This window comes from Rhizobium sp. MHM7A (assembly GCF_005862215.1).
Taxonomy (GTDB): domain Bacteria; phylum Pseudomonadota; class Alphaproteobacteria; order Rhizobiales; family Rhizobiaceae; genus Rhizobium; species Rhizobium bangladeshense.
This window is the reverse complement of the sequence record NZ_VCHT01000011.1, coordinates 145,722-169,522: the sequence shown is the minus strand read 5'-3', so window position 1 is coordinate 169,522 and position 23,801 is coordinate 145,722. Positions and strand designations below refer to the sequence as shown.

Below are 23,801 nucleotides of genomic sequence, written 5' to 3'. Positions count from 1 at the left end.
AAATTCCTGACACAAGTGTCTTCACCGTAAGCGGTGCGTCACGCCCGCCCCACCCTCCGTCATGCTCGGCCTTGAGCCGAGCATCCACTGCCGCATCCACCGGTAGCTGCGGCATGGATCCCCGGGTCAAGCCCGAGGGATGACGGAGAGTTGGCCTTGTCGTCAAGCCACACTAAACCTGCCAAACTTCACTCAGTCATAGAATTATCAAGGCTTTGGTTCAACGCCAGAACATTGACGGTGGGTTCGCCGAGGATGCCGAGTTCGCGGTCGTGAATGGCGTGGTCGACCAGCGCCTTGACCTTCGCCTCATCAAGGCCTCGCGCCTTGGCGACGCGCGGCACCTGGAAGTAAGCGGCCTCGGGCGAGATATGGGGATCGAGCCCGCTGCCCGAGGCGGTGACGAGGTCGGCGGGCATTTCGGCGTTCGGGTTCGCCGCCTTGGCGTCTTCATAATCGCCCTTCACGCGGTCGATCAGCTTTTGGCTGGTCGGACCGAGGTTCGAGCCGCCGGAGGCGGCGGCATTGTAGCCGTCGCCGGCGGCCGAGGGACGGCCGTGGAAATATTGGTCGCTATTAAAGGCCTGGCCGATCAGCGTCGACCCGATCACCTGGCCGTTCTTCTCGATCAAGCTGCCGTTTGCCTGAATGGGAAAGAGCGCCTGGGCAGCACCTGTCATCGCAAGCGGATAGAGAAGTCCGGTGATGGCCGTGGTGGCGACGATCATCACGACTGCCGGGCGAAGTTCTTTCAACATGTTCTTGCTCCTTGACGTGTTCAGGCCAGGCCGAGGGCCGCGACGGCCATGTCGATCGCCTTGATGCCGATGAAGGGAACGATGATGCCGCCGAGGCCGTAGATCAGCAGGTTGCGCGACAAGAGCGCGCCGGCGCCGATCGGCCGGTAGCGGACACCCTTCAGCGACAGCGGGATCAGCGCGATGATGATCAGGGCGTTGAAGATGATCGCCGAGAGGATGGCACTCTGCGGCGTCGACAATCCCATGATGTTGAGGGTGCCGAGCTGCGGGTAGAAGGCCAGGAACATCGCCGGGATGATGGCGAAGTACTTGGCGATGTCGTTGGCGATCGAGAAGGTCGTCAGCGCGCCGCGCGTCATCAACAGCTGCTTGCCGATCTCGACGATCTCGATCAGCTTCGTCGGGTCCGAGTCGAGATCGACCATGTTGCCGGCCTCGCGGGCGGCGACCGTGCCGGTGTTCATGGCGACGCCGACATCGGCCTGGGCAAGCGCTGGGGCATCGTTGGTGCCGTCGCCGCACATGGCGACGAGCTTGCCCTTGGCCTGTTCCTCGCGCATCAGCGCCAGCTTCATCTCCGGCGTTGCCTGGGCGAGGAAGTCGTCGACGCCGGCCTCTGCGGCGATGGCCGCTGCCGTCAGCGGGTTGTCGCCGGTGATCATCACCGTGCGGATACCCATGCGGCGCAGTTCGGTGAAGCGTTCGCGGATGCCGCCCTTGATGACGTCCTTCAGCTGGATAATGCCGAGCAGCCTGCCGTCGCGGGCAACGGCGAGCGGCGTGCCGCCTGACTTGGCTACCTCGTCTGATATCGACTGCAGCTCGCGGACGAGCCCGCCGCTGTTCTTCGAAGGCGCGTTGCCGTTGACATAGGCAAGCACGGTATCGACGGCGCCCTTGCGGATCGAGGCGCCTTCGAGATCGACGCCGCTCATGCGGGTCTGGGCGGTGAAGGGCACGAAGCTAGCCTTGAGGCTCGCCATGTCGCGGCCACGGATCGCATATTTTTCCTTGGCGAGGACGACGATGGAGCGGCCTTCCGGCGTTTCGTCGGCAAGCGAGGCAAGCTGGGCGGCATCGGCGAGTTCCTGCTCGGAAACGCCGCGCACCAGGTGGAAGGCCGTCGCCTGGCGGTTGCCGAGGGTGATCGTGCCGGTTTTGTCGAGCAGCAGCGTGTCGACGTCGCCGGCTGCCTCGACGGCGCGGCCGGACATGGCGAGCACGTTAAAGCGGACGAGGCGGTCCATGCCGGCAATGCCGATCGCCGACAAGAGCGCGCCGATCGTCGTCGGGATCAGCGTGACAAAAAGCGCGACGAGCACAATGATCGGGATCGAGCCGCCGGCATAGATGGCAAAGCTCGGGATCGTCGCGGTGGCAAGCACGAAGATCAGCGTCATGCCAGCGAGCAGGATGTTGAGTGCGATCTCGTTCGGTGTCTTCTGGCGCTGCGCCCCTTCGACAAGCGAGATCATCCGGTCGAGGAAGGTCGAGCCGGCGGCCGCGGTGATACGCACGCGGATCCAGTCTGAGAGCACCTGGGTGCCGCCTGTCACCGCCGAACGGTCGCCGCCGGATTCGCGGATGACGGGGGCGGATTCGCCTGTGATGGCCGCTTCGTTGACGGAGGCCACGCCTTCGATGACTTCACCGTCAGAGGGGATGATGTCACCGGCCTCAACGAGCACGATATCGCCGATCTTGAGGCTGGTTCCGGGCACCATGCGGTAGTCGGTGCCATTGTTGGCAGTGATGAGCTTGGCTTGGGTTTCGGTGCGTGCCTTGCGCAGTGAATCCGCTTGCGCCTTGCCGCGGCCTTCGGCGACGGCCTCGGCGAAATTGGCAAAGAGCACGGTAAACCAGAGCCAAAGGTTGATCTGGAACGAGAAGCCGAGATTGCCGTTGCCGGCGATGAGGTCGCGCAGGAAGAGGACGGTGGTCAGCACGGAAACGGTGGCCACGACAAACATGACGGGATTTCTGACAAGGGCGCGCGGGTCGAGCTTCTTGAAGGCGGCGCCAACGGCCGGAATGAGAATGCGAGAATCCATGATGCTCGCGGTCTTTGCCTGGTTCATAAGAGACTCCAGCTTCGAAAACGGGGATGGCGGTGCAAACTTGTTACGGAGCGTCACGGCATCACCTCAGAAGGTCTGGCCGGCAATCATGACCAGATGCTCGACGATCGGGCCGAGGGCCAGCGCCGGGAAAAAGGTCAGGCCAGCGACGATCAGGATCGTACCGACGAGCAGACCGACAAAGAGCGGACCGTCCGTCGGGAAGGTACCTGCTGAAGCCGGAACGGCCTTTTTGGTGATCAGCGAACCTGCGATGGTAAGGGCCGGGATGATGACCAGGAAACGGCCGGCAAGCATGCCGATGCCGAGTGTGATGTTGTACCAGGGCGTATTGCCCGTGAGGCCGCCGAAAGCCGAGCCGTTATTGGCCGCGGCCGAGGTATAGGCATAGAGGATCTCGGAGAAGCCGTGCGGGCCGGCGGTGCCGATCGAGGCGACGGCGCCTGGCAAGACCGTAGCGATCGCGGTGAAAACGAGCATGGCGAGTGGCAGGCAGAGGATGGCAAGGACGGCCATCTTCATTTCCTTCGCCTCGATCTTCTTGCCGAGATATTCCGGCGTGCGGCCGACCATCAGGCCCGCGACGAAGACGGCGACGGTGATGAAGAGGAGGATGCCGTAGAAGCCGGCGCCGACACCGCCGACGATGATTTCGCCGAGCTGCATGTTGATCAGCGGGATAAGGCCTCCGAGTGCGGTGAAGCTGCCATGCATGGCATTTACCGCGCCGCAGGACGCAGCTGTAGTGATGACGGCGAAGAGCGAGGACAGCACGATGCCGAAGCGGACCTCCTTGCCCTCCATGTTGCCGCCCTGCAGACCGAAAGCATGCATCAGTGGATTGCCGGCGGCTTCCGCCCAATAGGTGACGATGACGCCCGCAATGAAGAGGACACCCATGGTGGCGAGGATGGCCCAGCCCTGGCGCTGATTGCCGACCATGCGGCCGAAGACGTTGGTGAGAGCCGCTCCGATCGCGAAGATCGAGACCATCTGGATCAAATTGGAGAGTGCGTCGGGATTTTCGAAAGGATGGGCGGAATTGGCGTTGAAGAAACCGCCGCCGTTGGTGCCGAGCATCTTGATGGCAAGCTGCGAGGCGACGGGGCCGACCGCGATCGTCTGCTGTGTGCCTTCGAGCGTCGTCGCATTGACATAGGGGCCGAGCGTCTGCGGCACGCCGAGATAGACGAAGACGAGCGTCAGCACGATGCAGATCGGCAGCAGGATGTAGAGCGTGCCGCGGATCATATCCACCCAGAAATTGCCGATCGCCTTGCCGGACGACCGTGCAAAGGCACGAATGAAGGCGACGGCGATGGCCATGCCGGTTGCGGCGGAAAGGAAATTCTGCACCGTCAAACCCGCCATCTGCGTGAGGTAGGACATGGTGCTTTCGCCGCCGTAATTCTGCCAGTTGGTATTTGTGGGAAAACTGACGGCGGTATTGAAGGAAAGCTCCGGCGGGACGGCGGCCATGCCGGCCGGATTGTAGGGCAGAACGCCCTGCAGGCGCATCAGCGCGTAGAGGACGAGGACGCCGAGCAGGTTGAACATCAGCATGGCGAAGGCATAGGAGGTCCAATGCTGTTCTTCTCCTTCGCTGGTGCCGGCCATGCGGTAGAGCCCGCGTTCGATTGGTACGAGGACGGGCGAGAGGAAAGTTCGCTCGCCGTTATAGACATGCGTCATGTAGCCGCCGAGCGGTTTGACGAGCAAAAGGACGATCCCGCAATAGAGCAGGATCTGAAGCCATCCGTTGAGGGTCATGGATTTAAACTTTCAATAGCCGGCTAGTTCTCGGTCGCACGTGCGCGGCCTCGAAAGCGCCGGTTTTCAGAAGCGTTCTGGGCGTAAGAGAGCGTAAGTGAGGTAAACGGTGAGAAACACGGTTACGGCGCCGCTCAGGACATAATCGAGGGTCATCGTCGTTTCTCCTTAGAGCCTGTCGCAGGTTCCGACATAGGCAAAGCACAGCGCGAAAAATAGGAACGCGGTGCCGAGCAGAATGGTATCCATCATGATCGTGACTCCTGTTGTTCTGTTGGAGTCAGACAAGACAAAGGGCCGCCGTTGGAGACTGCCTTTCATGCTTTCTGGCGTGGAGATGATCCTTGGATCTCTCGGGCACCAATATGGAGCCGGAGCGCATAAAGGTTCGAGACGGCCGAAACGCCATCAATATAAAAATCTTATAAATGCTTTCAGGCGGCTAGAGCGGAAACGAGAACCTGGCGCGATCTTGAAAATCAAGGCTCGACCCGGAACTGGTAACGGCCTTCGGCGCTGCGGCCGTCCATCGAGAGGACGCGCCAGTCGAGGGTGTAGAGGCCAGGCGCCATGGCGGGATCGAGCGGGATCTTGAAAATGGATCGGTCGGGGCCGGAGAGGAACGGCTTGCCCAGGGGAAGCGTCCTGCCTTGAGGATCGAGCAAGGTGGCGGTCGAGCGGGCAAGATCGACGGGACCGCTGAAGGTTAGCTCGACATTGGCCGGTACGAGCTCTTCTTCCTGCTGCTGTGAGGGCAGTGATGCTTGTTCCAGCGCCGCGGCCGCCTGGTTGGCGGCCAACAGCAGCGATGCGAACAGGCAGAATGACACGACCGACTTCATGATGGCTTTCCTATATTGCCGTTCCACTGGCGCCGGGAGCCGTCATGCTTCCGGCGCGCCATGCGGGCTGCATGCTAGTAATGCTGCCGGGGGCGATTTCGATCCCGCGTCCGCAGAATGACGCGCATTGGCAGCCCCGGGTTGTCCCTCTGAAGGGCGGCGTTCCAATCGGCCACCAATCTGCGCCAGAATTTTCGGAGCGGTCTCAAGATCCTCGGGGAAAGCCGGTCTACGCGAACATTGTCGTTGTCATGCTTCATAGCTTTATCGCCCTTCTAGCCTGCCGGTGGCTGATGATTAAGACTGTACTCCGCGCTGTGCCCTTCCGGAATCATACAGAGGTCTATCGGCAGTTATCTTTCGGGCTACGCATCTGAGCATTTCGTCGCGCGGGGGCAAAAGCTTGCGCCGGCGATTGAATTGAAGCGCCTTACCATCTTATAGTCGCCTCAACGGCACCCCCTGAATCTCCGGGGCCATCGAGAAGGAAATCGACAATGACCAAAGTCCGTGCGCTGGTGCTGGAGCGCCAGCATGAGCTTGCGCTCCGCAATATCGATCTGCCCCTGGAAACGGGACCGGGTCAGGTAAAGATCAAGATTCATACCGTCGGCGTCTGCGGTTCGGACGTTCATTATTACACCCACGGCAAGATCGGCCCCTTCGTCGTCAACGCGCCGATGGTGCTCGGCCATGAGGCGGCCGGCACGGTGGTCGAGGTGGGGGCCGGTGTCACACATCTGAAAGTAGGCGACCGTGTCTGCATGGAGCCCGGCATCCCCGATCCGAACTCCAAGGCGAGCCGGCTCGGCATGTACAATATCGATCCCGCCGTCAGCTTCTGGGCGACGCCGCCGATCCATGGGGTGCTGACGCCCGAAGTGGTGCATCCAGCCAATTACACTTTCAAGCTGCCCGACAATGTCAGCTTCGCCGAAGGCGCCATGGTCGAGCCCTTCGCGGTCGGCATGCAGGCTGCGGCCAAGGCGAATATCGCGCCCGGCGATACCGCCGTCGTGCTGGGAGCCGGGCCGATCGGCACGATGGTGGCGATTGCCGCCCTCGCCGGCGGCTGCGCCAGGGCGATCCTCGCCGATCTAGCGCAGCCGAAACTCGATATCGCCGCCCAGTACCAAGGCGTCATTCCGGTCAACATCCGCGAGAAGAACCTGGTCGAAGAAGTCGCCCGGCTGACCGACGGCTGGGGTGCGGATGTCGTCTTTGAATGCTCGGGGTCGCCCAAGGCCTGGGAGACGATCATAACGCTGCCGCGCCCGGGCGGCGTTATCGTCGCCGTCGGCCTGCCGGTCAATCCGATCGGCTTCGACGTTTCGACGGCATCCACCAAGGAAATCCGCATCGAAACGGTGTTTCGCTATGCCCATCAATATGAGCGATCGATCGCCCTGCTCGCCTCGGGCCGCGTCGATCTGAAACCGCTGATATCGGAGACGTTCAAGTTCGACGATTCGATCAAGGCGTTCGATCGCGCGGTCGAAGCCCGGCCGAACGACGTGAAGCTGCAGATCGTCATGGAATAGGGCGCTGCAGCGCTGCTATGGGTGGCCGCTGAGCTTCATTCTGCGAAAGACAAGAGCCGCGCCCGCGACTGCAGCCGCGGCTCCGAGCGCGATCAGCAGATGTCGGTGGAGGGGAAGGTGTCCCAATGTCTGCTGGATACCGTGGCCGAACAGATAACCGAGTGCGGTGAAAAGCTGCCCCCATACCAGCGCGGCTACCGCATTCAGGACGACGAATTTTGCGGTCTGGATCCGCGTCGTGCCGATGACGATCGGGCTGATCGTCCGCAAGCCGACGAGAAAACGGAACGCCAAGATGAAACCGGTCTGATATTTTTCCAGCAGCCGGGTTGCCCGGGCAAGGGCAGGTCGCTCCATCAGCCGGCGGACGGGAGCCCATTGGCCAGCATAACGGCCGGCGAAGAACCAGAACTGATCGCCGGCGAAGGAGCCTGCGACGGCCGCGAGCGACGCCGGCCAATAAGAGAGCAATCCGCGGTGGGCAATCACGCCGCCAAGGAAGGCGGCCGTCTCGCCTTCGAAGGCCGCGCCCAGGAAGATCGCAAGCAGGCCATAATTCTCGATCAGCAGTTCGATGGACACGTTCCTGGCCCAGAGGTCGGAGCTAAACCGGCTTCAAATCCCTAAGCAGCGTCGGGATCAGCTCCGACACCGTCGGGTGGATCGGCACCGACCATTTCAGCGCGGGATAGGTGGTTCCCGCGTTCATCGCATCGATCAGGCCGTGGATCACCTCGTCACCCTCAATGCCCAGAATCGCGGCGCCGAGGATCTCTTTGGTCTCGGCATCGGCAATCACCTTCATGAAGCCCTTGGTCTCTCCGCGTTCATTGGCCCGGCCGACGCGGCTCATCGGCCGGGTCGAGACCATGATCCTGCGGCCGGAGGCACGCGCCTGCTTCTCCGTCATGCCGACACGGCCGAGCGGCGGGTCGATGTAGAGCGCATAGGCCGGGATGCGGCTCGAGACCTTGCGGTCGTCACCATCGAGAAGATTGGCGGCGGCGATCTCGAAATCATTGTAGGAGGTATGCGTGAAGGCCCCGCGTCCGTTGCAGTCGCCGAGCGCGAAGATGCCCTCAACATTGGTGGCAAGCTTGTCGTCGACGGTGATATAGCCGCGCTTATCAGTAGCCACGCCGGCGGCGTCGAGACCAAGGTCGTCGGTGTTCGGTTTGCGGCCGGTGGCGATCAGCACATGGCTTGCTTCGATCTTCGCCGCGCCGGCGGTGACGCTTATTCCGCTGCCATTACGAGCGAAGGCGATGTCGGCGGCGTCGGTATAGACGTCGATGCCTTCGGAGCGGAGGATGTCGGCGATGGCGTCCGATATATCCTCGTCCTCGCGCGACGCGAGTTTCGGGCCGTGCTCGATGACGCTGACATCGGCGCCGAAGCGGCGATACATCTGCGCAAATTCCAATCCGATATAGCTGCCGCCGATCACCGCAAGGTGCCGCGGCAGCGTGTCGAGATCGATGATCGACGTGCTGGTGAGGTAATCGACCTCGTCGATACCAGGCAGTTCGGGGATGACGGGCCGGGCGCCGACATTGAGGAAAATGCGCGGCGCCGTCAGTGTCTCCCCATTGACGCGAATGGTCTTCGCGTCTTCGAAACGGGCATGACCGTAGATCACGCTCATGCCGTCCATGCTATCAAACCATCCGATCAGGCCGTTGCGGGCATTCATCGTCACCGTTTCGGCCCGGGCCCTCACCACCTTCATGTCGATGCCGATGTCGCCCGGGATATTGACGCCGTAGGCAGCGCCGGTTCTTGCGACATGGGCGGCGCGGGCGCTGGCGACCAGCGTCTTGGTCGGCATGCAGCCGGCATTGACGCAGGTGCCGCCGAGATATTTGCGCTCGACGAGCGCTACCTTCATGCCCTTTTCGACCATGCGGGCGGCGAGGAACGGGCCGGCCTGGCCGGCGCCGATGACGATGGCGTCGAAGCTCTTCATGATACGGCTCCCGCGATCAACACGGCGCCGACAACTGCAACGGCATCTTCAATGAGGGCGGCGGGCAGATCCTTGCCGAAGGCGGCGGCAATCCTGGCGCGGAGGGCGGCGCCGCCATAGGTGCCGACGACGGCGCCGATCACGCCGGCGATCAGCCCGCCGAAAAGCAGGCTGCTGGCTGCCCCGATCGTGGCGCCGGCAAGGGCTCCCGTGATGATGCGGGCGGCGAACTGCACCGGCACCTTGCGCGACGGCGTCGACGGCAGCTGGTCGGTGATCAGTTCGACGACGGCGAGAACCGTTAAGATCCACGGCGTCCACCGGTAGCCCATGAAGGCAAGCGGCGTCTGCGACACGTCGATCCAGCCGAGCGCCGCACCCCAGGCGACGGCAGCTGGCGCGGTCATGGCGCGAAGGCCAGCAATAATGCCGATCAGCAATGCAAGAAGCAAAAACATGCGCGATCCCCTCGTTGCCGGCCTTTGAGCCGCAGCAGGGAAGGTTGCATATTGTCAGGCGCGTGGCAATTCGCCGGCACCCGCCGATTTTCAGTTCGCAAAGGCGGCGATGCCGGTGATCGCCCGGCCAATGATCAGCGCGTGGATGTCGTGCGTGCCCTCATAGGTGTTGACCACTTCGAGGTTGACGAGATGGCGGGCGATGCCAAATTCGTCGGAGATACCGTTGCCGCCGAGCATGTCGCGGGCGGCGCGCGCGATGTCAAGCGCCTTGCCGCAGCTGTTGCGCTTGAGGATCGAGGTCAGCTCCACCGGCGGATGGCCTGCCTCCTTCATGCGGCCGAGCCGCAGGCAGCCGTGGAGGCCGAGCGCGATTTCCGCCGCCATGTCGGCGAGCTTCTTCTGGATCAGCTGGTTGGCGGCGAGCGGCCGGCCGAACTGCTTGCGCTCGAGCGTGTATTGCCGGGCTCTGGCATAACAATCCTCGGCCGCGCCAAGCGCGCCCCAGGCAATGCCGAAGCGGGCGGAGTTGAGGCAGGTGAATGGGCCTTTGAGGCCGGTAACGCCGGGCAGCAGGTTCTCCTCGGGCACGAAGACCCCATCCATCACGACTTCGCCCGTTATCGAAGCACGCAAGCCTACCTTGCCGTGGATGGCAGGCGCCGAGAGCCCCTTCCAGCCCTTTTCGAGAATGAAGCCGCGGATGAGGCCATCCTCGGTCTTTGCCCAAACAACGAATACATCGGCGATCGGCGCATTTGAGATCCAGGTCTTCGAGCCGGTGAGGCTGTAGCCGCCGTCGACCTTCTTGGCGCGCGTCACCATCGAGCCGGGGTCGGAGCCATGGTCGGGCTCGGTCAGGCCGAAGCAGCCGATCCATTCGCCTGTCGCCAGTTTCGGCAGGTATTTCAGCTTTTGTGCCTTGGAGCCGAAGGTTTCGATCGGCACCATGACCAGCGAGGACTGCACGCTCATCATTGAACGGTAGCCGCTGTCGACCCGTTCGACCTCGCGAGCGATCAGGCCGTAGGCGACATAACCGAGACCGGCGCCGCCATAATCGGGTGAAATCGTCGGGCCGAGCAGGCCGAGTTCGCCCATTTCGCGGAAGATGGCCGGGTCGGTCCTTTCATTGCGAAAGGCGTCGAGTACGCGGGGGGCGAGTTTTTGCTGCGCATAGGCATGGGCGGTATCCTGCACCATGCGCTCCTCGTTGGTCAGCTGCTCCACCAGGCGCAATGGGTCGGCCCAGTCGAAAACCTCGCGCGTATGCTGCATGGCGGCGTCTCCTCACCATTCATCAGGCTGCCTCGTCAACTGGCCATAGACCCGCCCATCGACCGCGTCAACAGAGGGCGGTTCGATGGAAAAGAAGGGGGCCACCATCTTTTCAAAAGCTGCGGCATGATCCACTTTGCCCGCGTTCGATTCTGGAATGAGGAGGCGGAAATGTCATCAAGCGATCTGTTCGTATCGGCCGAAGGCGCCGAATGGGTCACTCCGGAGCCCGGCGTCACCAGACGCATCATGACCTACCTGCCCGAGATGATGATGGTGGAAGTGGCGTTCGAAAGCGGCGCCGTGGGTGCTGCCCATTCGCACCCGCACATCCAGGCAAGCTATGTCGCAGAAGGCAGCTTCGAGGTGACGATCGATGGGCGGACCCAAGTGCTGCGGCAGGGTGGCAGTTTCATTGTGCCGCCCAATCTAGTGCATGGCGTCAAGGCACTGGAAAGGGGCCGGCTGATCGATACCTTCACGCCGCACCGGGCCGAGTTTCTCAAGTAGTCAGCTTTCGGATTCCGACCTGCGTGTGGAATTTCCGGCGACGATATAAGGCGGCACGAAGCGCGCATCTTCGCTACGCACGGCCTCGCGCAGGAAGTCGATGACGGCGCGCACGCGCGGCGCCTGTTTCAGGTCGCGATGGCAGGTGATCCAGTAGTGGCGCTTGAGGTCGATCTCCTCGGGCAGCACACGCACGAGCTCCGGATAACGGCTGGCGAAGAAATAGGGCAGGATGCAGAGACCGAGACCATTTCGGGTGGCGGTGAGCTGCGCGAAGATGCTGGAGCTCTGGAACTGCGGCTTGATGCGCGGATGCACATCGCTGAGATAATCCAGGCCGGGCGCGAAAATCATTTCCTCGATATAGCTGACGAACGGATGTTCAAGCAGATCGTCGCGGCAGGTGATGGCAGGCGCCTTTGCCAGATAGTCGCGCGAGCCGTAAATCTGCAGGTGATAGTCTGTCAGCTTCTCCGCGAAATAAGGCCCGCCTTTAGGCTCGTCGAGCACAACGGAAAGATCGGCCTCCTTGCGCGACAGCGACATGATCTGCTGGATCGTCACCAGCTCGAGCGAGAGATGCGGATGCTGGGCGGCAAACCGCGGCAGCACGGTCGCGAAAAAGAAATTGGCAAAGCCTTCCGGCGCGCTGAGGCGCACGAGGCCGCGCTGCGCCATCGAACCGTCGGCGAGGTCGGCGCGTAGCCGCTCGGTTTCCTGCTCCATCCGCTCGGCCGTCTCGATGAAGCGCGTGCCCATGGCGGTCAATACGTAACCGCGCGGATTGCGCTCGAACAATTTGACCTTGAGGGCAAATTCCAGCCGGTCGATGCGGCGCGAGACGGTGGCATGGCTGGAGCGCAGCTGGCGGGCGGCCGTCGAGAGCTGGCCGGTGCGGGCAACGGCGAGAAAAAACTGCAGATCGTCCCAGGTAAATTGTGATGAATTGCTCATCGCCATTCCCTTCGTTCAACAACCGGCAACAAATAACATGATCCCCCGCGATTGAAACAATTCGTTGTTTTATTTCTATTTTTACCTTCAATAAGTGGAGTCGCGGCCGACGGGTTCGGGTGAAGCCCTGGTCTTGATGAGCCCGAGGCCTCGGCAGCGACAACTCCGTTGATCCGTCGGCGGCAGCGCTTTCAGCTTCCATGCGTGAATGCTACACGGCCGCGTTTGCATCCTGAGGAAATAATGATGAAAAAATTGGTTCGCCTGCTGCTGACAATTGCTCTCGCTTTCGTCGTGATTATCGGTTTTCGTTGGTATCGCTACGTCACCAACACCGACAGTCCCTATGACGAAGTCGGCATCACGCTCAACACGGCCATGCCTAGCCCGATCAATGCCTGGGGCTGCGCCAAACTGAAGGAAAGCTTTGGCGGCGCCTTGCCTCCCTATGGCTGCGCGGCTGACAATGGGACGCAATGGAAGTGAGGGCAGCCTGAACGCGCCGAAATCCCGCCGGGAGCCGAACGGCCGAAGGATGATTGTTCCGTTCGTCCATGCCTGCACAATCGCGCAAACTGCCCTAGTTCTAGCGCTGAGCGCTGACTCCTGGCGCTTCCTGAGCTTTGGATCGAAATCGTGCAGCTTTCTTTCTGTGCAAAAATGAACAGATACTGTTTGGAATTAGTTGTAAACCACCCGTTGCTTCAGGCGAGAATTTCCATGATCGTAGGACGAGGGGCGGTGGTTCTGAGGAGTGCGACCGGCCAAATCTGAACAGACCCGCAATCTGGCTCATCTCTGGGAGGAGAGAATATGCGTAAGAATCTCATTGCATCAGTTGCATTTCTGCTTGCGAGCAGCACGGCGGTGCTCGCGCAGAGCGCGACCGACGGCAAGGTCAAAATTGGCATCCTGAACGACCAGTCAGGCGTCTATGCCGACTTTGGCGGCAAGTCTTCTGTCGAGGCTGCCAAGATGGCGGTCGAGGATTTCGGTGGCAAGGTGCTTGATGTGCCGGTCGAAATCGTCGATGCCGACCACCAGAACAAGCCGGATATTGCCTCCAACATCGCCCGCCAATGGTATGACACCGAGCAGGTGGATGCGATCATGGAATTGACGACCTCCTCCGTAGCGCTCGCTGTGCAGGCGATCGCCAAGGAGAAGAAGAAGATCGACATCGTCACCGGCGCGGCGACGACCGATCTTACCGGCAAGGCGTGCTCGCCTTACGGCTTCCACTGGGCTTACGATACGCACGCTCTGGCCGTCGGTACCGGCGGCGCGCTCGTCAAGCAGGGCGGCGACAGCTGGTTCTTCCTGACCGCCGACTATGCCTTCGGTTATTCGCTGGAGCAGCAGACCAGTGAATATGTCAAGACGAGCGGCGGCACGGTCGTCGGCGCCGTCCGCCATCCGCTGTCGAGCCAGGACTTCTCATCCTTCCTGCTGCAGGCGCAGTCATCGGGCGCCAAGGTGATCGGCCTCGCCAATGCCGGCCTCGATACCTCGAACGCCATCAAGCAGGCGGCCGAATTCGGCATTACCCAGAGCGGGCAGCATCTGGCGGCGCTGCTCTTCACGCTTGCCGAAGTCCATGGCCTCGGCCTCGAGGCGGCGCAGGGCCTGACGCTGACTGAGGGCTACTACTGGAACCGCGACGACGAAAGCCGCGCCTTCGCCAAGAAGTTCTTCGACCGCACCGGCAAGATGCCGAACATGGTCCATGCCGGCACCTATTCGGCGGTGACGCAATATTTGAAGGCGGTTCAGAAAACCGGCACCGACGAGACGGAAGCCGTCGCCAAGCAGCTGCATGAAATGCCGGTCGACGACGTCTTCGGCCGCGGCGGCACCGTCGGCGCCAATGGCCGGATGATTCACGACATGTATCTGCTGCAGGTCAAGAAGCCGGCCGACAGCAAGGAGCCCTGGGATTACTTCAACGTTCTCGCCACCATTCCCGGCAAGGAAGCCTATATCGATCCCGCCAAGAGCGGCTGCGATCTGGTGAAGTAAGGACGATGGCGGTTTCCGCGATTGAAACTCAAGCCAAGCCGCGGGCGGTATTGTCAGCCCGCGGCCTGCGCCGCGATTTCGGCGGCTTCACGGCGGTGAAAAACGTCGATCTCGATGTGCACGACGCGAGCGTGCATGCGCTGATCGGCCCCAACGGGGCCGGCAAGACCACGGTCTTCAACCTGCTGACGAAGTTCCTGCAACCGACGGCAGGCACGATCACCCTGCTGGATACCGATATCACCGGAACGCCGCCCGACAGGGTGGCGCGCATGGGACTGGTGCGCTCCTTTCAGATCTCGGCGGTCTTCCCGCATCTCTCCGTCCTCGACAATGTGCGCGTGGCGCTACAGCGGCCGAACCATCTGTCAACGCAGTTCTGGCGGCCGCTGTCGGCACTCGACCGGCTGAACGAGCGCGCCGAGCAACTACTTGCGAGCGTCGGCCTTTCCAAGGAGCGCGACCATTTCGCCGCCGATCTTTCCTATGGTCGCAAGCGTGTGCTTGAGATCGCCACGACGCTGGCACTCGATCCGAAGGTGCTGCTTCTCGACGAGCCGATGGCCGGCATGGGCCATGAGGATGTCGGCGTCGTCTCCGCGATCATCCGTGACGTCGCGCGTGACCGGGCGGTGCTGATGGTCGAGCACAATCTTTCCGTCGTCGCCAATATCTGCCAGCACGTCACCGTCTTGCAGCGCGGCGAGATCCTTGCCGAGGGCGACTATGCCACCGTCAGCCAGGACGAGCGCGTGCGCGAGGCCTATATGGGCACGGAGGAGCAGCACTGATGGCCGCTCTCCTCGAGGTCCAGGGCCTCAACGCCTGGTATGGCGAAAGCCACATATTGCACGGCGTCGACATGCATGTCGGCGAGGGTGAAACGATTACCATTCTCGGCCGCAACGGCGTCGGCAAGACGACGACCCTTCGCACCATCACCGGCATCGTGCGCGCCCGCAAGGGCAGGGTCAGCTTCGCCGGCAGCGACCTGATGCAGGTGCCGCTGCACAAGACAGCACACCGGGGCATCGGCTTCGTGCCGGAGGAGCGCGGCATCTTTTCCACGCTCACCGTCTCGGAAAACCTGCTGCTGCCGCCCGTCGTGGCGCAGGGCGGCATGACGTTGGACGAAATCTACGAGCTCTTTCCCAATCTCTACGAGCGCCGCGGCAGTCCGGGCACCAAGCTGTCCGGGGGTGAGCAGCAGATGCTGGCGATCGCGCGCATCCTGCGCACCGGCGTCAGGCTGCTCATTCTCGACGAACCGACGGAAGGGCTTGCCCCGGTTATCGTCCAGCGGATCGGCGAGGTGCTGAAAAAACTCAAGGAGCGCGGCATGACGATCCTGCTCGTCGAGCAGAACTTCCGTTTCGCCAGCCGTATTGCCGATCGCTTCTATCTGATGGATCATGGGCAGATGGTGTCGGAATTCCCGGTGGGCGAACTGCCGCAGCGCATGGACACGCTGCACAAGGTTCTGGGAGTGTGACCAGATGACGATGATCTTCGGCATTCCCCTGCAGGCGCTGCTCGGCCAGTTGCTGATCGGCCTGATCAACGGCTCGTTTTATGCGCTGCTCAGCCTCGGCCTCGCCATCATCTTCGGCCTGCTCAGGGTGATCAATTTCGCCCATGGCGCGCAATATATGCTCGGCGCCTTCGTTGCCTATCTGCTCTTGACCTATGCCGGCATCGGCTACTGGCCGTCGCTGATCCTGGCGCCTGTTATCGTCGGTCTTGCCGGAGCGGTCATCGAGCGGCTGTTCCTGCGCCGGCTCTATGACCTGGATCCGCTCTACGGCCTGCTCTTCACCTTCGGGCTGGCGCTCTCCGTCGAGGGCACCTTCCGCTATCTCTACGGCTCATCCGGCCAGCCTTATGCGACGCCGGCTGCCCTTGCCGGCGGCGCCAATCTCGGCTTCATGTTCCTGCCGATCTATCGCGGCTGGGTGGTCGTCGTCTCGCTCGTGGTCTGCCTCGGCACATGGCTGCTGATCGAGAAGACCAAGCTCGGGGCATATCTGAGGGCAGCCACGGAGAACGCCGTGCTGGTGCAGGTCTTTGGCGTCAACGTGCCGATGCTCCTGACATTCACTTATGCGCTCGGCGCCGGTCTCGCTGCCTTTGCCGGCGTGCTGGCGGCGCCGATCTACCAAGTCTCGCCGCTGATGGGCTCGAACATGATCATCGTCGTCTTCGCCGTGGTCGTGGTCGGCGGCATGGGGTCGATCATGGGCGCGATCGTAACCGGTTACGTGCTCGGCATTGCCGAGGGCCTGACCAAGGTCTTCTATCCCGAGGCCTCAAACACGGTGATCTTCGTCATCATGGCGATCGTGCTTCTCATCAGGCCCGCGGGCCTCTTCGGCCGGGATGCTTGACATGGCTGACATCACCGAAACCATCCGAACGGAAAAGAGCCGGACCGCCCTGTCGGTGCAGGCGGGCTTCCTTCTTGCGGGACTGCTGTTCCTGTTGCTGGCGCCCTTCTTCTTCTATCCGATCTTTCTGATGAAGCTTCTCTGCTTCGCACTCTTTGCCTGCGCCTTCAATCTGCTGCTGGGCTATACCGGCCTGCTTTCCTTCGGCCATGCCACCTTCTTCGGGGGGGCGGCCTATTTCACCGCCTATACGGTGAAATCCTGGGGCCTGCCGCCGGAGCTTGGCATCCTGATCGGCGTGGCGGGGGCGGCCTTTCTCGGGCTGGTGATGGGCTTCTTCGCCATCCGCCGCCAGGGCATCTATTTTGCGATGATCACGCTGGCCCTGTCGCAAATGTTCTTCTTCTTCTGCCTGCAGGCCGAGTTCACGGAGGGCGAGGACGGCATCCAGTCGGTGCCGCGTGGTCATCTCTTCGGCTTTATCGACCTGAACAACTCGACCAACATGTATTATTTCGTGCTGGCCGTCTTCCTCATCGGCATCCTGATCATCTGGCGATTCATCAATTCGCCTTTCGGCATGATCCTGAAATCGATCCGCGAAAACGAGAACCGCGCCACTTCGCTCGGCTATTCCGTCGCTCGCTACAAGCTCGGCGCCTTCGTCATGTCGGCGGCTCTTGCCGGGTTGGCGGGCGCAGTGAAGTCGCTCGTCTTTCAGTTCGCGACCTTGACCGACGTCGCCTGGCAGATGTCGGGCGAGGTGATCCTGATGACGCTGCTCGGCGGCATTGGCACGTTGGTCGGGCCGCTCTTCGGCGCGGGGCTTGTGGTGGCGCTGCAAAATTATTTCGCCACGTCGGAATTCCCGGTGACGATCATCACCGGCGTCGTCTTCATGATCTGCGTGCTGATCTTCCGCCGCGGCATCATCGGCGAATTCTACGCCTCGCGACTGGGTCGGAAGCTGGGCTTCGTCTATCGCCGCTAACGGGCGTCCTTTGAGACAGGCGGCGGCGTCGCGACGTTCCCTCTCCCCGACTCACGGGGAAGGGAGGCGAGAAGCATCTGGAGTTTCGTGAGGGGCATGGATCGCTACGACTATATCATCATCGGGGCAGGCAGCGCCGGCTGCGTACTCGCCAACCGGCTGTCGGCCGATGGCAGAAGCCGCGTTCTGCTGCTCGAAGCCGGTGGCAGCGACAACTACCACTGGATTCATATCCCGGTCGGTTATCTCTACTGCATCAACAATCCGCGCACCGACTGGTGCTTCACCACCGCGCCGGAGGCGGGGCTGAACGGCCGGGCGCTCAGCTATCCGCGCGGCAAGGTGCTCGGCGGCTGCTCGTCGATCAACGGCATGATCTACATGCGCGGCCAGGCGCGCGACTACGACCTCTGGCGGCAGATGGGCTGCACCGGCTGGGGCTGGGATGACGTTCTGCCATTCTTCCGCAAGTCCGAGGATTTTTACCGCGGCGCCGACGAAATGCACGGGGCTGGCGGCGAATGGCGCATCGAGAAGGCCCGCGTGCGTTGGGCCGTGCTCGATGCCTTCCAGCAGGCCGCCAGGGAAGCCGGCATTCCGGAGACGGAGGATTTCAACCGCGGCAGCAATGAAGGATCCGGCTATTTCGATGTCAACCAGCGCTCCGGCATTCGCTGGAACACGTCAAAGGCCTTTCTGCGCCCGGCAATGCGGCGCTCGAACCTGACGGTCCTGACCAAGGCGCAGGTCCGGCGGCTGCTGGTGGAGGAGGGGGCAGTTGTCGGCGTCGAATTCCAGCACCAAGGCGCTGCGAAGCGCGCTTATGCGGCGAAAGAAACGGTGCTTTCGGCCGGTTCGATCGGTTCGCCGCATATTCTCGAACTGTCGGGAATCGGCAGGGGCGAAGTACTCCGGCAGGCGGGCGTCGACGTCGTCAGCGAGGTGAAGGGGGTTGGCGAGAACCTGCAGGACCATCTGCAACTGCGCCTGGCCTACAAGGTGACGGGCGTTCCTACGCTGAACGAGAAGGCGACGAGGCTGATCGGCAAGGCCGCGATCGGGCTCGAATATCTCGTCCGCCGCTCTGGGCCGATGGCGATGGCACCGAGCCAGCTCGGCATCTTCACCCGCTCGGGCCCCGACCGCGAAACCCCGGATCTGCAATATCACGTACAGCCGGTATCGCTGGAGAAATTCGGGGATCCCGTCCACCCTTTCCCGGCGATCACCGCGAGCGTCTGCAATCTGAGGCCGGAAAGCCGCGGCTCGGTCCACTTGTCGAGCCCGGATTTTGCCGCCCAGCCGACGATCAGCCCGAAATACCTCTCGACGCAGCGCGATCGTGACATAGCTGTGCGCTCAATACGTTTGACGCGCAAGATCGTCGCCCAACCGTCCTTTGCCCGTTTCAAACCGGAGGAGTTCAAGCCAGGCCCCCTCTATCAGACGGAGGCCGATCTGGAGCGGGCGGCTGGCGATATCGGCACGACGATCTTTCATCCGGTTGGCACCTGCCGCATGGGCGTCGACAGGGACAGCGTCGTCGACCCCCGGCTGAAACTCAGGGCGCTCGGCAAGCTCAGGATCGCCGACGCTTCGGTGATGCCGTCGATCACCTCGGGCAACACCAATTCGCCGACGATCATGATCGCCGAAAAGGCAGCGGCGATGATCCTCGAAGACAACCGATAGGAGAAGACCATGGCAAGGATCGCATTCATCGGGCTCGGCAATATGGGCGGGCCGATGGCGGCCAATCTCGTCAAGGCAGGTCACGAGGTCCTCGGCTTCGATCTCGCAGCCTCCGTGCTGAAGGCGGCCGAGGCGAGCGGCGTCAAACCGGCCGGCCATGCCAGCCAGGCAGTCAAGGACGCCGAGATCGTCATATCAATGCTGCCGCAGGGACGTCATGTGCTGACGGCCTGGACCGATATCCTGCAGACAGCCGCGCAGGGAACGCTTGTCATCGATTGCTCGACAATCGATGTCGAGAGCAGCCGCAAGGCGCATGAGATGGCAAAAGCCGCAAGCTGCCAGTCGCTCGACGCCCCCGTTTCCGGCGGGACCGGCGGCTCAAGCGCAGGTACGCTGACTTTCATGGCGGGCGGCTCGGATGAGGCTTTCGCCAGGGCAAAGCCGATCCTCGAGGCGATGGGAAAGAAGATCGTCCACTGCGGCGAGGCGGGTGCGGGCCAGGCGGCGAAGATCTGCAACAATATGATCCTCGGCATCTCGATGGTCGGCGTCTGCGAGGCCTTCGTGCTGGCTGAGAAACTTGGCCTTTCCCATCAGGCGCTGTTCGACGTCGCCTCGACGTCATCAGGCCAGTGCTGGTCGATCAATACCTATTGCCCGGTGCCTGGGCCGGTGCCGACATCTCCCGCCAACAACGGTTACAAGCCAGGCTTTGCCGCAGCCCTGATGCTGAAGGATCTCAGGCTGTCGCAGGAGGCGGCGCTGGCAAGCGGCGCGTCCACGCCCATGGGTGCGGAAGCAGCCCAGCTTTATGCACTGTTCGAAAAGCAGGGCAATGGCGGAAGGGACTTTTCCGCCATCATCGAGATGTTCCGCGAGAAGGCGTAAGCGCTGTTCACTGTCCCGGCGTGCTCCGCCGAGAGAGCAGCCAGATCAGATAGGGGCCGCCGATCAGCGCGGCGAAGAAGCCGACCGGCACCTGATAGGGATAGATGACAACGCGCGACAGCCAGTCCGCCGCCGTCAGCACGCCGGCGCCGAAGATGAGGCTCGCGGCGAGTTGGTGGTTTGGCGTGCGGAAGCCGGCGAGCCGCGCCAGATGCGGCGCAATCAGGCCGGTGAGGCTGAGTGGCCCGACAAGGAACGAGGCGATTGCTGTCATCAGCGCGGCGAGGATGGCGAGCACCAGGCGGCTTGCTCCGACGGGAAGGCCGACGGCGCGGCTCAAACCGGCCCCGAGCGGCAGGATCGTCAGCCAGCGGCTGAGGAAGGGTAGCGGCGCAGCCAACAGGACGAGCGAAGTGGCGGCCGTCCAGGCTTCGAAGGCGCCGGCGCGGTTGGTCGAGCCGGAAAGCCAGGTCAGCAGGATGTAGCCGCGCATATCGCCCTGGGCGAGCACCATGGTTACAACAGCCATGGCAAAGGCGCCGATGCCGACGCCGGCCAGCAGCATGCGTTCCGGCGAGAATTGCGCGCGCGCCGAAATGGCGATCATCGCGACGAAGGCTGCCAGTGCGCCGATCGCCATGGCGGCGAGCATGATGGCTGGCGAGGGGAAGCCGAAGAGGAAGAGCGCCACCGTCAGGCCCGCCCCGGCCCCGCCGCTGACGCCGAGAACCTCCGGGCTCGCAATCGGATTGCCCGTGATGCGCTGCATGATGAAGCCTGATGCCGCCAGCATGGCGCCGGCGGCGGCGGCCACGATCGTCCGCGGCAGACGGAAGGGCATGAGGTCGGCCAGGAGAGTGCCGGTTGCGACGTGCCAGCCGTCATCGACAGGGCCGAGGGTGAGGACGAGGGCAAAGAGCAGGGCGAGCGCAATCAGGAGGATCGCAAGCGTTTGCAGCGGCCTTGCCAGCCGCTTCGACGCTGCGGACGACTGGGCGGCAACGGCTGAAACGGAATGCACGAGCGGTAGCAGGAAGAGCAGGAGCGGGCCGCCGAGCAAAGCGGTCGCCGCTCCCGTCGGCGCGAGATCGGTGAAGTCGGGGCCGAGGATTTGGGTGAGGCAATCGGTCAGGAAGAGAAGCCCGGCGCCCGTCAGCGGTGCTGCTATCATCAACCTGTCCGTGCCGCGCGCGCCGGCAAGCCTTGCGATCGCCGGAGCGGCGAGGCCGAGGAAACCGATTATGCCGACCTCCGATGTCACCGAGGCTGCGAGCCAGACGGCGAGACCGACGATCGCGAGGCGCGTGGAATGCAGGGCAAGACCGAGGTTCCGGGCGCCGCTGTCGTCGAGCGCGAGAATGCGGAGCGGCCGCACCAGCAGCAGGGCCGCGAAGAAACCGAGGACAAGCCGGGGGGCGAGCGAGGAGACGGCGTTCCAATCCTGCTGACTGAGCGAGCCGGCGCCCCAGATATAGATCGACATGGCATATTCGCCGCGCGCCAGGATTAGCGTGACGCTGAGGGCCGAGGCGATGAGGCTGACGATCATGCCGGAAAGAGCCACGGTTACCGGATCAAACCCGCGCCGCCAGCTCAAAGCCAGAACGGCGGCGACCGCCGCGACGCCGCCGCCAAAGGCGGTCATCTCGCGAGACAATCCGATGAGCAGCGGCGAGACGCTCATAGCCGCCGTCATCGCCAGTTCCGCCCCGGAGGCGATGCCGAGCGTGGAGGCATCGGCGATTGGGTTGCGCAGCACCCGCTGCAGCAATGCGCCGGAAAGGCCGAGCGCAGCGCCGGCGATCAGAGCCAACATGGCGCGGGGCATGATGCCGTCCCAAAGTAGCACGCTGTTCAGCAGCGCTGCATCGGCGTCGCTATGTGCAATCTCGGGACGCGTCACGACGAGGAGCGCGAAGGCAGCGAGGCAAAGCGCTGCCAGTATCAGTCCGGGAACGAGCACGCTTGCGCTTCGCGCCGGGCCGGGCCGGTTAACCATTCCATGCATGCTCAAGCCCCTCCGCCAGCAGATCGGCAAAGCGGCCCGCGGCCGGCAGCGCGCCATAGGGATTGACAGCGCCGAGCATCAGCACGCGCTTCTCACGCACGGCCGGCAACGCGTTCCAGAAGCTGCTGGCGGAAAGTCTGGCGATCGCATCGGCTGGATGCGGCGGGATCATGACGATCCAGGCGTCGGGCATCGATGCCAATGTCTCGATCCCGACGGGAGCAGCGGCCGAGTAGCTGGTCGCACCCTGCCACGCATTCGTCAGGCCGACGCGCTTCAGCACCTCGCCGAACATGCTGTCGGAGCCGAAGACGCGGAAATGCCTGGCATCACCGAGATTGATCGGGATGACCGGCCGCCCGTCGCCGGCGGCGAAGAGAGACCTGTAGCGGTCGAGCCTGGCTGAAAGCCCTTCGGTCAGCTCCCTGGCAGCGGAAAGCTGCAGGCGCTCGCCGATCGCAAGCGTGACCTGTTCGGCCAGCGCGAAGGGGCTTTCGCCAGGCTTGTAGATCGCGTGGCTTTCCACCGGTGCAATCAGCCGCATGCGCTCGTCCGCCCAGGCATAGAAGTTCGAGTTGAAGATCAGACTGGGCCGCGCAAGCCGCAGCACCTCGAAATTCGGCGTGCCTCGCAAGCCGAGATCAGCCACCGTCGCCGGCACTTCAGGCGTGACGGCCGCGGCGCGAAATTGCCGCAGCTCCGTTGCTGCAACGACGTTAGCGCCGGCTGCCAGCAGGGTTTCGAGCAGCGCCCAGTCGAGCGTGGCGACGCGTATGCCCTCCGCCGCCCGCAACAGCGCGGGCGCGGAAAGCGAGGCTGCCGCGCCAGCCAGAAACTGTCTGCGAGAGAAAGAAGCCATGAGCTACAAGAGATAGCTGACCGGCTCGTTTCGAACCGGATGCGGGAAGACGCCCATGCCGACGCCGAAAATCGATTGCAGCCTGTCGGCCTGCATGATCTCGGCGGGCGTGCCTTCGGCAGTGATCCGGCCGCGATTGAGCGCGATGATGGCATCGCAGTAGCGTGCGGCGAGATTGATGTCGTGCAGCACGATGACGATCGTTAGCCCGCGTTCGTGACTGAGTTCCTGCACCAGCGAAAGTACGCTTGCCTGGTGGGCAAGATCGAGCGCCGAGGTCGGCTCGTCGAGCAAGAGGCACCGTGCGTCCTGCGCGAGCATCATGGCGATCCAGGCGCGCTGGCGCTCGCCGCCGGACATGGCGGCGACGAGGCGATCGGCAAAATCCTCGAGCTCGGTGCGGACGATCGCTTCCTCGACCATTCGGCGATCGGTGGCGGTGAAGCGGCCGAGCGTGCCGTGCCAGGGGAAACGGCCGAGGGCGATCAGTTCGCGAACGCTCATCCCGTCGGTCGCCGGCGTGAATTGCGGCATATAGGCGACGTGGCGGGCAAATTCCCGGGCGCCCCAATCGCTTGCCGGCTTGCCGCCGAAGGAGACGGCGCCGGATTTCGGCGCGATCTGGCGAGCGATGATCTTCAGGAGCGTACTCTTGCCGGAACCATTCGGGCCTACCAGTCCGTAAATTCGGCCGTGCTCGAGCGTCAGGTCGATACCGGACAGGATGGATTTCGGCCCGATGGCATAGTCGATTCCCGACAGGGAAAGGAAAGGCGAAGTCATAGTCTGCTCCAGGTTC

At 62.9% G+C, this 23,801-nt stretch carries 23 protein-coding genes; 10 read left to right on the top strand and 13 right to left on the bottom strand.

Translation table 11 applies throughout. The annotated features are described in order from the left end of the window. Positions 1–188: 188 nt before the first annotated feature. From kdpC to FFR93_RS28980, 5 genes are all read right to left on the bottom strand, one after another. Positions 189–758 carry a potassium-transporting ATPase subunit KdpC gene (gene kdpC, locus FFR93_RS29000; RefSeq protein WP_138395687.1) on the bottom strand — a complete coding sequence of 190 codons (570 nt, stop codon included), beginning with the start codon at positions 756–758 and terminating at the stop codon, positions 189–191. A gap of 20 nt (positions 759–778) precedes the next feature. Beyond that, a complete protein-coding gene (gene kdpB, locus FFR93_RS28995; RefSeq protein WP_138395686.1) occupies positions 779–2,839 on the bottom strand; it encodes a potassium-transporting ATPase subunit KdpB in 2,061 nt (686 codons plus the stop codon). A gap of 66 nt (positions 2,840–2,905) precedes the next feature. Further along, the gene (kdpA, locus tag FFR93_RS28990; protein WP_138395685.1) at positions 2,906–4,609 is read right to left on the bottom strand and encodes a potassium-transporting ATPase subunit KdpA; all 1,704 of its coding nucleotides are present in this window, start codon (positions 4,607–4,609) and stop codon (positions 2,906–2,908) included. A 66-nt stretch (positions 4,610–4,675) separates the two neighbouring features. After that, positions 4,676–4,765 (bottom strand): K(+)-transporting ATPase subunit F, encoded by a 90-nt coding sequence (locus FFR93_RS28985; RefSeq protein ID WP_003547774.1) that lies wholly within the window; start codon positions 4,763–4,765, stop codon positions 4,676–4,678. A 323-nt stretch (positions 4,766–5,088) separates the two neighbouring features. Further along, on the bottom strand, positions 5,089–5,451 hold the full coding sequence (locus FFR93_RS28980; protein ID WP_138395684.1) for a copper resistance protein CopC: 363 nt from the start codon (positions 5,449–5,451) through the stop codon (positions 5,089–5,091). Positions 5,452–5,948: 497 nt separating this feature from the next. On the opposite strand from FFR93_RS28980, the gene FFR93_RS28970 reads away from it, so the two are divergent. After that, on the top strand, positions 5,949–6,992 hold the full coding sequence (locus tag FFR93_RS28970) for an NAD(P)-dependent alcohol dehydrogenase (protein WP_138395683.1): 1,044 nt from the start codon (positions 5,949–5,951) through the stop codon (positions 6,990–6,992). 15 nt (positions 6,993–7,007) lie between these two features. On the opposite strand, the gene FFR93_RS28965 is transcribed toward FFR93_RS28970, so the two are convergent. From FFR93_RS28965 to FFR93_RS28950, 4 genes are all read right to left on the bottom strand, one after another. After that, on the bottom strand, positions 7,008–7,574 hold the full coding sequence (locus FFR93_RS28965) for a DedA family protein (protein WP_138395682.1): 567 nt from the start codon (positions 7,572–7,574) through the stop codon (positions 7,008–7,010). 22 nt (positions 7,575–7,596) lie between these two features. After that, positions 7,597–8,958, bottom strand: coding sequence for an FAD-containing oxidoreductase (locus FFR93_RS28960; RefSeq protein WP_138395681.1), 1,362 nt, complete (start codon positions 8,956–8,958; stop codon positions 7,597–7,599). Then, entirely contained in the window at positions 8,955–9,416 is a 462-nt protein-coding gene (locus FFR93_RS28955) for a DUF4126 family protein (RefSeq protein WP_138395680.1), read from the bottom strand. The genes FFR93_RS28960 and FFR93_RS28955 overlap by 4 nt, the downstream gene beginning before the upstream one ends. A 90-nt stretch (positions 9,417–9,506) precedes the next feature. Further along, positions 9,507–10,694 (bottom strand): acyl-CoA dehydrogenase, encoded by a 1,188-nt coding sequence (locus FFR93_RS28950; RefSeq protein WP_138395679.1) that lies wholly within the window; start codon positions 10,692–10,694, stop codon positions 9,507–9,509. Positions 10,695–10,865: 171 nt separating this feature from the next. Between FFR93_RS28950 and FFR93_RS28945 the strand changes: the two genes are divergently transcribed. After that, positions 10,866–11,204, top strand: coding sequence for a cupin domain-containing protein (locus FFR93_RS28945; protein ID WP_064707465.1), 339 nt, complete (start codon positions 10,866–10,868; stop codon positions 11,202–11,204). Here FFR93_RS28945 and FFR93_RS28940 read toward each other — a convergent pair whose 3' ends face one another. Beyond that, positions 11,205–12,158 carry a LysR family transcriptional regulator gene (locus tag FFR93_RS28940; protein ID WP_064713451.1) on the bottom strand — a complete coding sequence of 318 codons (954 nt, stop codon included), beginning with the start codon at positions 12,156–12,158 and terminating at the stop codon, positions 11,205–11,207. A gap of 246 nt (positions 12,159–12,404) precedes the next feature. Here FFR93_RS28940 and FFR93_RS28935 point away from each other — a divergent pair, with 246 nt between their 5' ends. The 8 genes from FFR93_RS28935 to mmsB all read left to right on the top strand — a co-directional run bounded on the left by FFR93_RS28935 (position 12,405) and on the right by mmsB (position 20,135). Further along, a complete protein-coding gene (locus FFR93_RS28935) occupies positions 12,405–12,644 on the top strand; it encodes a hypothetical protein (protein ID WP_064713385.1) in 240 nt (79 codons plus the stop codon). Positions 12,645–12,971: 327 nt separating this feature from the next. After that, positions 12,972–14,177 (top strand): ABC transporter substrate-binding protein, encoded by a 1,206-nt coding sequence (locus FFR93_RS28930; RefSeq protein ID WP_138395678.1) that lies wholly within the window; start codon positions 12,972–12,974, stop codon positions 14,175–14,177. 5 nt (positions 14,178–14,182) lie between these two features. Then, complete coding sequence (locus FFR93_RS28925) at positions 14,183–14,968, top strand: ABC transporter ATP-binding protein (protein ID WP_138395677.1); 786 nt, start codon at positions 14,183–14,185, stop codon at positions 14,966–14,968. Beyond that, on the top strand, positions 14,968–15,669 hold the full coding sequence (locus tag FFR93_RS28920; RefSeq protein WP_138395676.1) for an ABC transporter ATP-binding protein: 702 nt from the start codon (positions 14,968–14,970) through the stop codon (positions 15,667–15,669). Before FFR93_RS28925 ends, FFR93_RS28920 begins: the two co-directional genes overlap by 1 nt. 4 nt (positions 15,670–15,673) lie before the next feature. Then, positions 15,674–16,561: a branched-chain amino acid ABC transporter permease gene (locus tag FFR93_RS28915; protein WP_064707167.1), complete on the top strand. Its 888-nt coding sequence runs from the start codon at positions 15,674–15,676 to the stop codon at positions 16,559–16,561. A gap of 1 nt (position 16,562) precedes the next feature. Beyond that, the gene (locus FFR93_RS28910) at positions 16,563–17,552 is read left to right on the top strand and encodes a branched-chain amino acid ABC transporter permease (protein WP_138395675.1); all 990 of its coding nucleotides are present in this window, start codon (positions 16,563–16,565) and stop codon (positions 17,550–17,552) included. A gap of 96 nt (positions 17,553–17,648) precedes the next feature. Then, positions 17,649–19,244, top strand: coding sequence for a GMC family oxidoreductase N-terminal domain-containing protein (locus FFR93_RS28905; RefSeq protein ID WP_064707165.1), 1,596 nt, complete (start codon positions 17,649–17,651; stop codon positions 19,242–19,244). A gap of 9 nt (positions 19,245–19,253) precedes the next feature. After that, entirely contained in the window at positions 19,254–20,135 is an 882-nt protein-coding gene (gene mmsB, locus FFR93_RS28900; RefSeq protein ID WP_138395674.1) for a 3-hydroxyisobutyrate dehydrogenase, read from the top strand. Positions 20,136–20,142: 7 nt separating this feature from the next. Here mmsB and fhuB read toward each other — a convergent pair whose 3' ends face one another. The 3 genes from fhuB to FFR93_RS28885 are packed head-to-tail and all read right to left on the bottom strand — an operon-like array spanning position 20,143 to position 23,785. Continuing rightward, positions 20,143–22,134, bottom strand: a complete 1,992-nt coding sequence (gene fhuB / locus FFR93_RS28895) for a Fe(3+)-hydroxamate ABC transporter permease FhuB (protein WP_138395758.1) — start codon at positions 22,132–22,134, stop codon at positions 20,143–20,145. Then, complete coding sequence (locus FFR93_RS28890) at positions 22,127–23,002, bottom strand: ABC transporter substrate-binding protein (protein WP_138395673.1); 876 nt, start codon at positions 23,000–23,002, stop codon at positions 22,127–22,129. The genes fhuB and FFR93_RS28890 overlap by 8 nt, the downstream gene beginning before the upstream one ends. Before the next feature lie 3 nt (positions 23,003–23,005). Continuing rightward, positions 23,006–23,785, bottom strand: coding sequence for an ATP-binding cassette domain-containing protein (locus tag FFR93_RS28885; RefSeq protein WP_138395672.1), 780 nt, complete (start codon positions 23,783–23,785; stop codon positions 23,006–23,008). Between the last annotated feature and the right edge of the window lie 16 nt (positions 23,786–23,801).

Excerpts from the sequence above, each read along its gene's own strand:
- kdpC (WP_138395687.1), bottom strand. The coding sequence starts at position 758 with ATGTTGAAAGAACTTCGCCCGGCAGTCGTGATGATCGTCGCCACCACG.
- kdpB (WP_138395686.1), bottom strand. The coding sequence starts at position 2,839 with ATGAACCAGGCAAAGACCGCGAGCATCATGGATTCTCGCATTCTCATT.
- kdpA (WP_138395685.1), bottom strand. The coding sequence starts at position 4,609 with ATGACCCTCAACGGATGGCTTCAGATCCTGCTCTATTGCGGGATCGTC.
- FFR93_RS28985 (WP_003547774.1), bottom strand. The coding sequence starts at position 4,765 with ATGACCCTCGATTATGTCCTGAGCGGCGCCGTAACCGTGTTTCTCACC.
- FFR93_RS28980 (WP_138395684.1), bottom strand. The coding sequence starts at position 5,451 with ATGAAGTCGGTCGTGTCATTCTGCCTGTTCGCATCGCTGCTGTTGGCC.
- FFR93_RS28970 (WP_138395683.1), top strand. The coding sequence starts at position 5,949 with ATGACCAAAGTCCGTGCGCTGGTGCTGGAGCGCCAGCATGAGCTTGCG.
- FFR93_RS28960 (WP_138395681.1), bottom strand. The coding sequence starts at position 8,958 with ATGAAGAGCTTCGACGCCATCGTCATCGGCGCCGGCCAGGCCGGCCCG.
- FFR93_RS28955 (WP_138395680.1), bottom strand. The coding sequence starts at position 9,416 with ATGTTTTTGCTTCTTGCATTGCTGATCGGCATTATTGCTGGCCTTCGC.
- FFR93_RS28950 (WP_138395679.1), bottom strand. The coding sequence starts at position 10,694 with ATGCAGCATACGCGCGAGGTTTTCGACTGGGCCGACCCATTGCGCCTG.
- FFR93_RS28945 (WP_064707465.1), top strand. The coding sequence starts at position 10,866 with ATGTCATCAAGCGATCTGTTCGTATCGGCCGAAGGCGCCGAATGGGTC.
- FFR93_RS28940 (WP_064713451.1), bottom strand. The coding sequence starts at position 12,158 with ATGAGCAATTCATCACAATTTACCTGGGACGATCTGCAGTTTTTTCTC.
- FFR93_RS28935 (WP_064713385.1), top strand. The coding sequence starts at position 12,405 with ATGAAAAAATTGGTTCGCCTGCTGCTGACAATTGCTCTCGCTTTCGTC.
- FFR93_RS28930 (WP_138395678.1), top strand. The coding sequence starts at position 12,972 with ATGCGTAAGAATCTCATTGCATCAGTTGCATTTCTGCTTGCGAGCAGC.
- FFR93_RS28925 (WP_138395677.1), top strand. The coding sequence starts at position 14,183 with ATGGCGGTTTCCGCGATTGAAACTCAAGCCAAGCCGCGGGCGGTATTG.
- FFR93_RS28920 (WP_138395676.1), top strand. The coding sequence starts at position 14,968 with ATGGCCGCTCTCCTCGAGGTCCAGGGCCTCAACGCCTGGTATGGCGAA.
- FFR93_RS28915 (WP_064707167.1), top strand. The coding sequence starts at position 15,674 with ATGACGATGATCTTCGGCATTCCCCTGCAGGCGCTGCTCGGCCAGTTG.
- FFR93_RS28910 (WP_138395675.1), top strand. The coding sequence starts at position 16,563 with ATGGCTGACATCACCGAAACCATCCGAACGGAAAAGAGCCGGACCGCC.
- FFR93_RS28905 (WP_064707165.1), top strand. The coding sequence starts at position 17,649 with ATGGATCGCTACGACTATATCATCATCGGGGCAGGCAGCGCCGGCTGC.
- mmsB (WP_138395674.1), top strand. The coding sequence starts at position 19,254 with ATGGCAAGGATCGCATTCATCGGGCTCGGCAATATGGGCGGGCCGATG.
- fhuB (WP_138395758.1), bottom strand. The coding sequence starts at position 22,134 with ATGGTTAACCGGCCCGGCCCGGCGCGAAGCGCAAGCGTGCTCGTTCCC.
- FFR93_RS28890 (WP_138395673.1), bottom strand. The coding sequence starts at position 23,002 with ATGGCTTCTTTCTCTCGCAGACAGTTTCTGGCTGGCGCGGCAGCCTCG.
- FFR93_RS28885 (WP_138395672.1), bottom strand. The coding sequence starts at position 23,785 with ATGACTTCGCCTTTCCTTTCCCTGTCGGGAATCGACTATGCCATCGGG.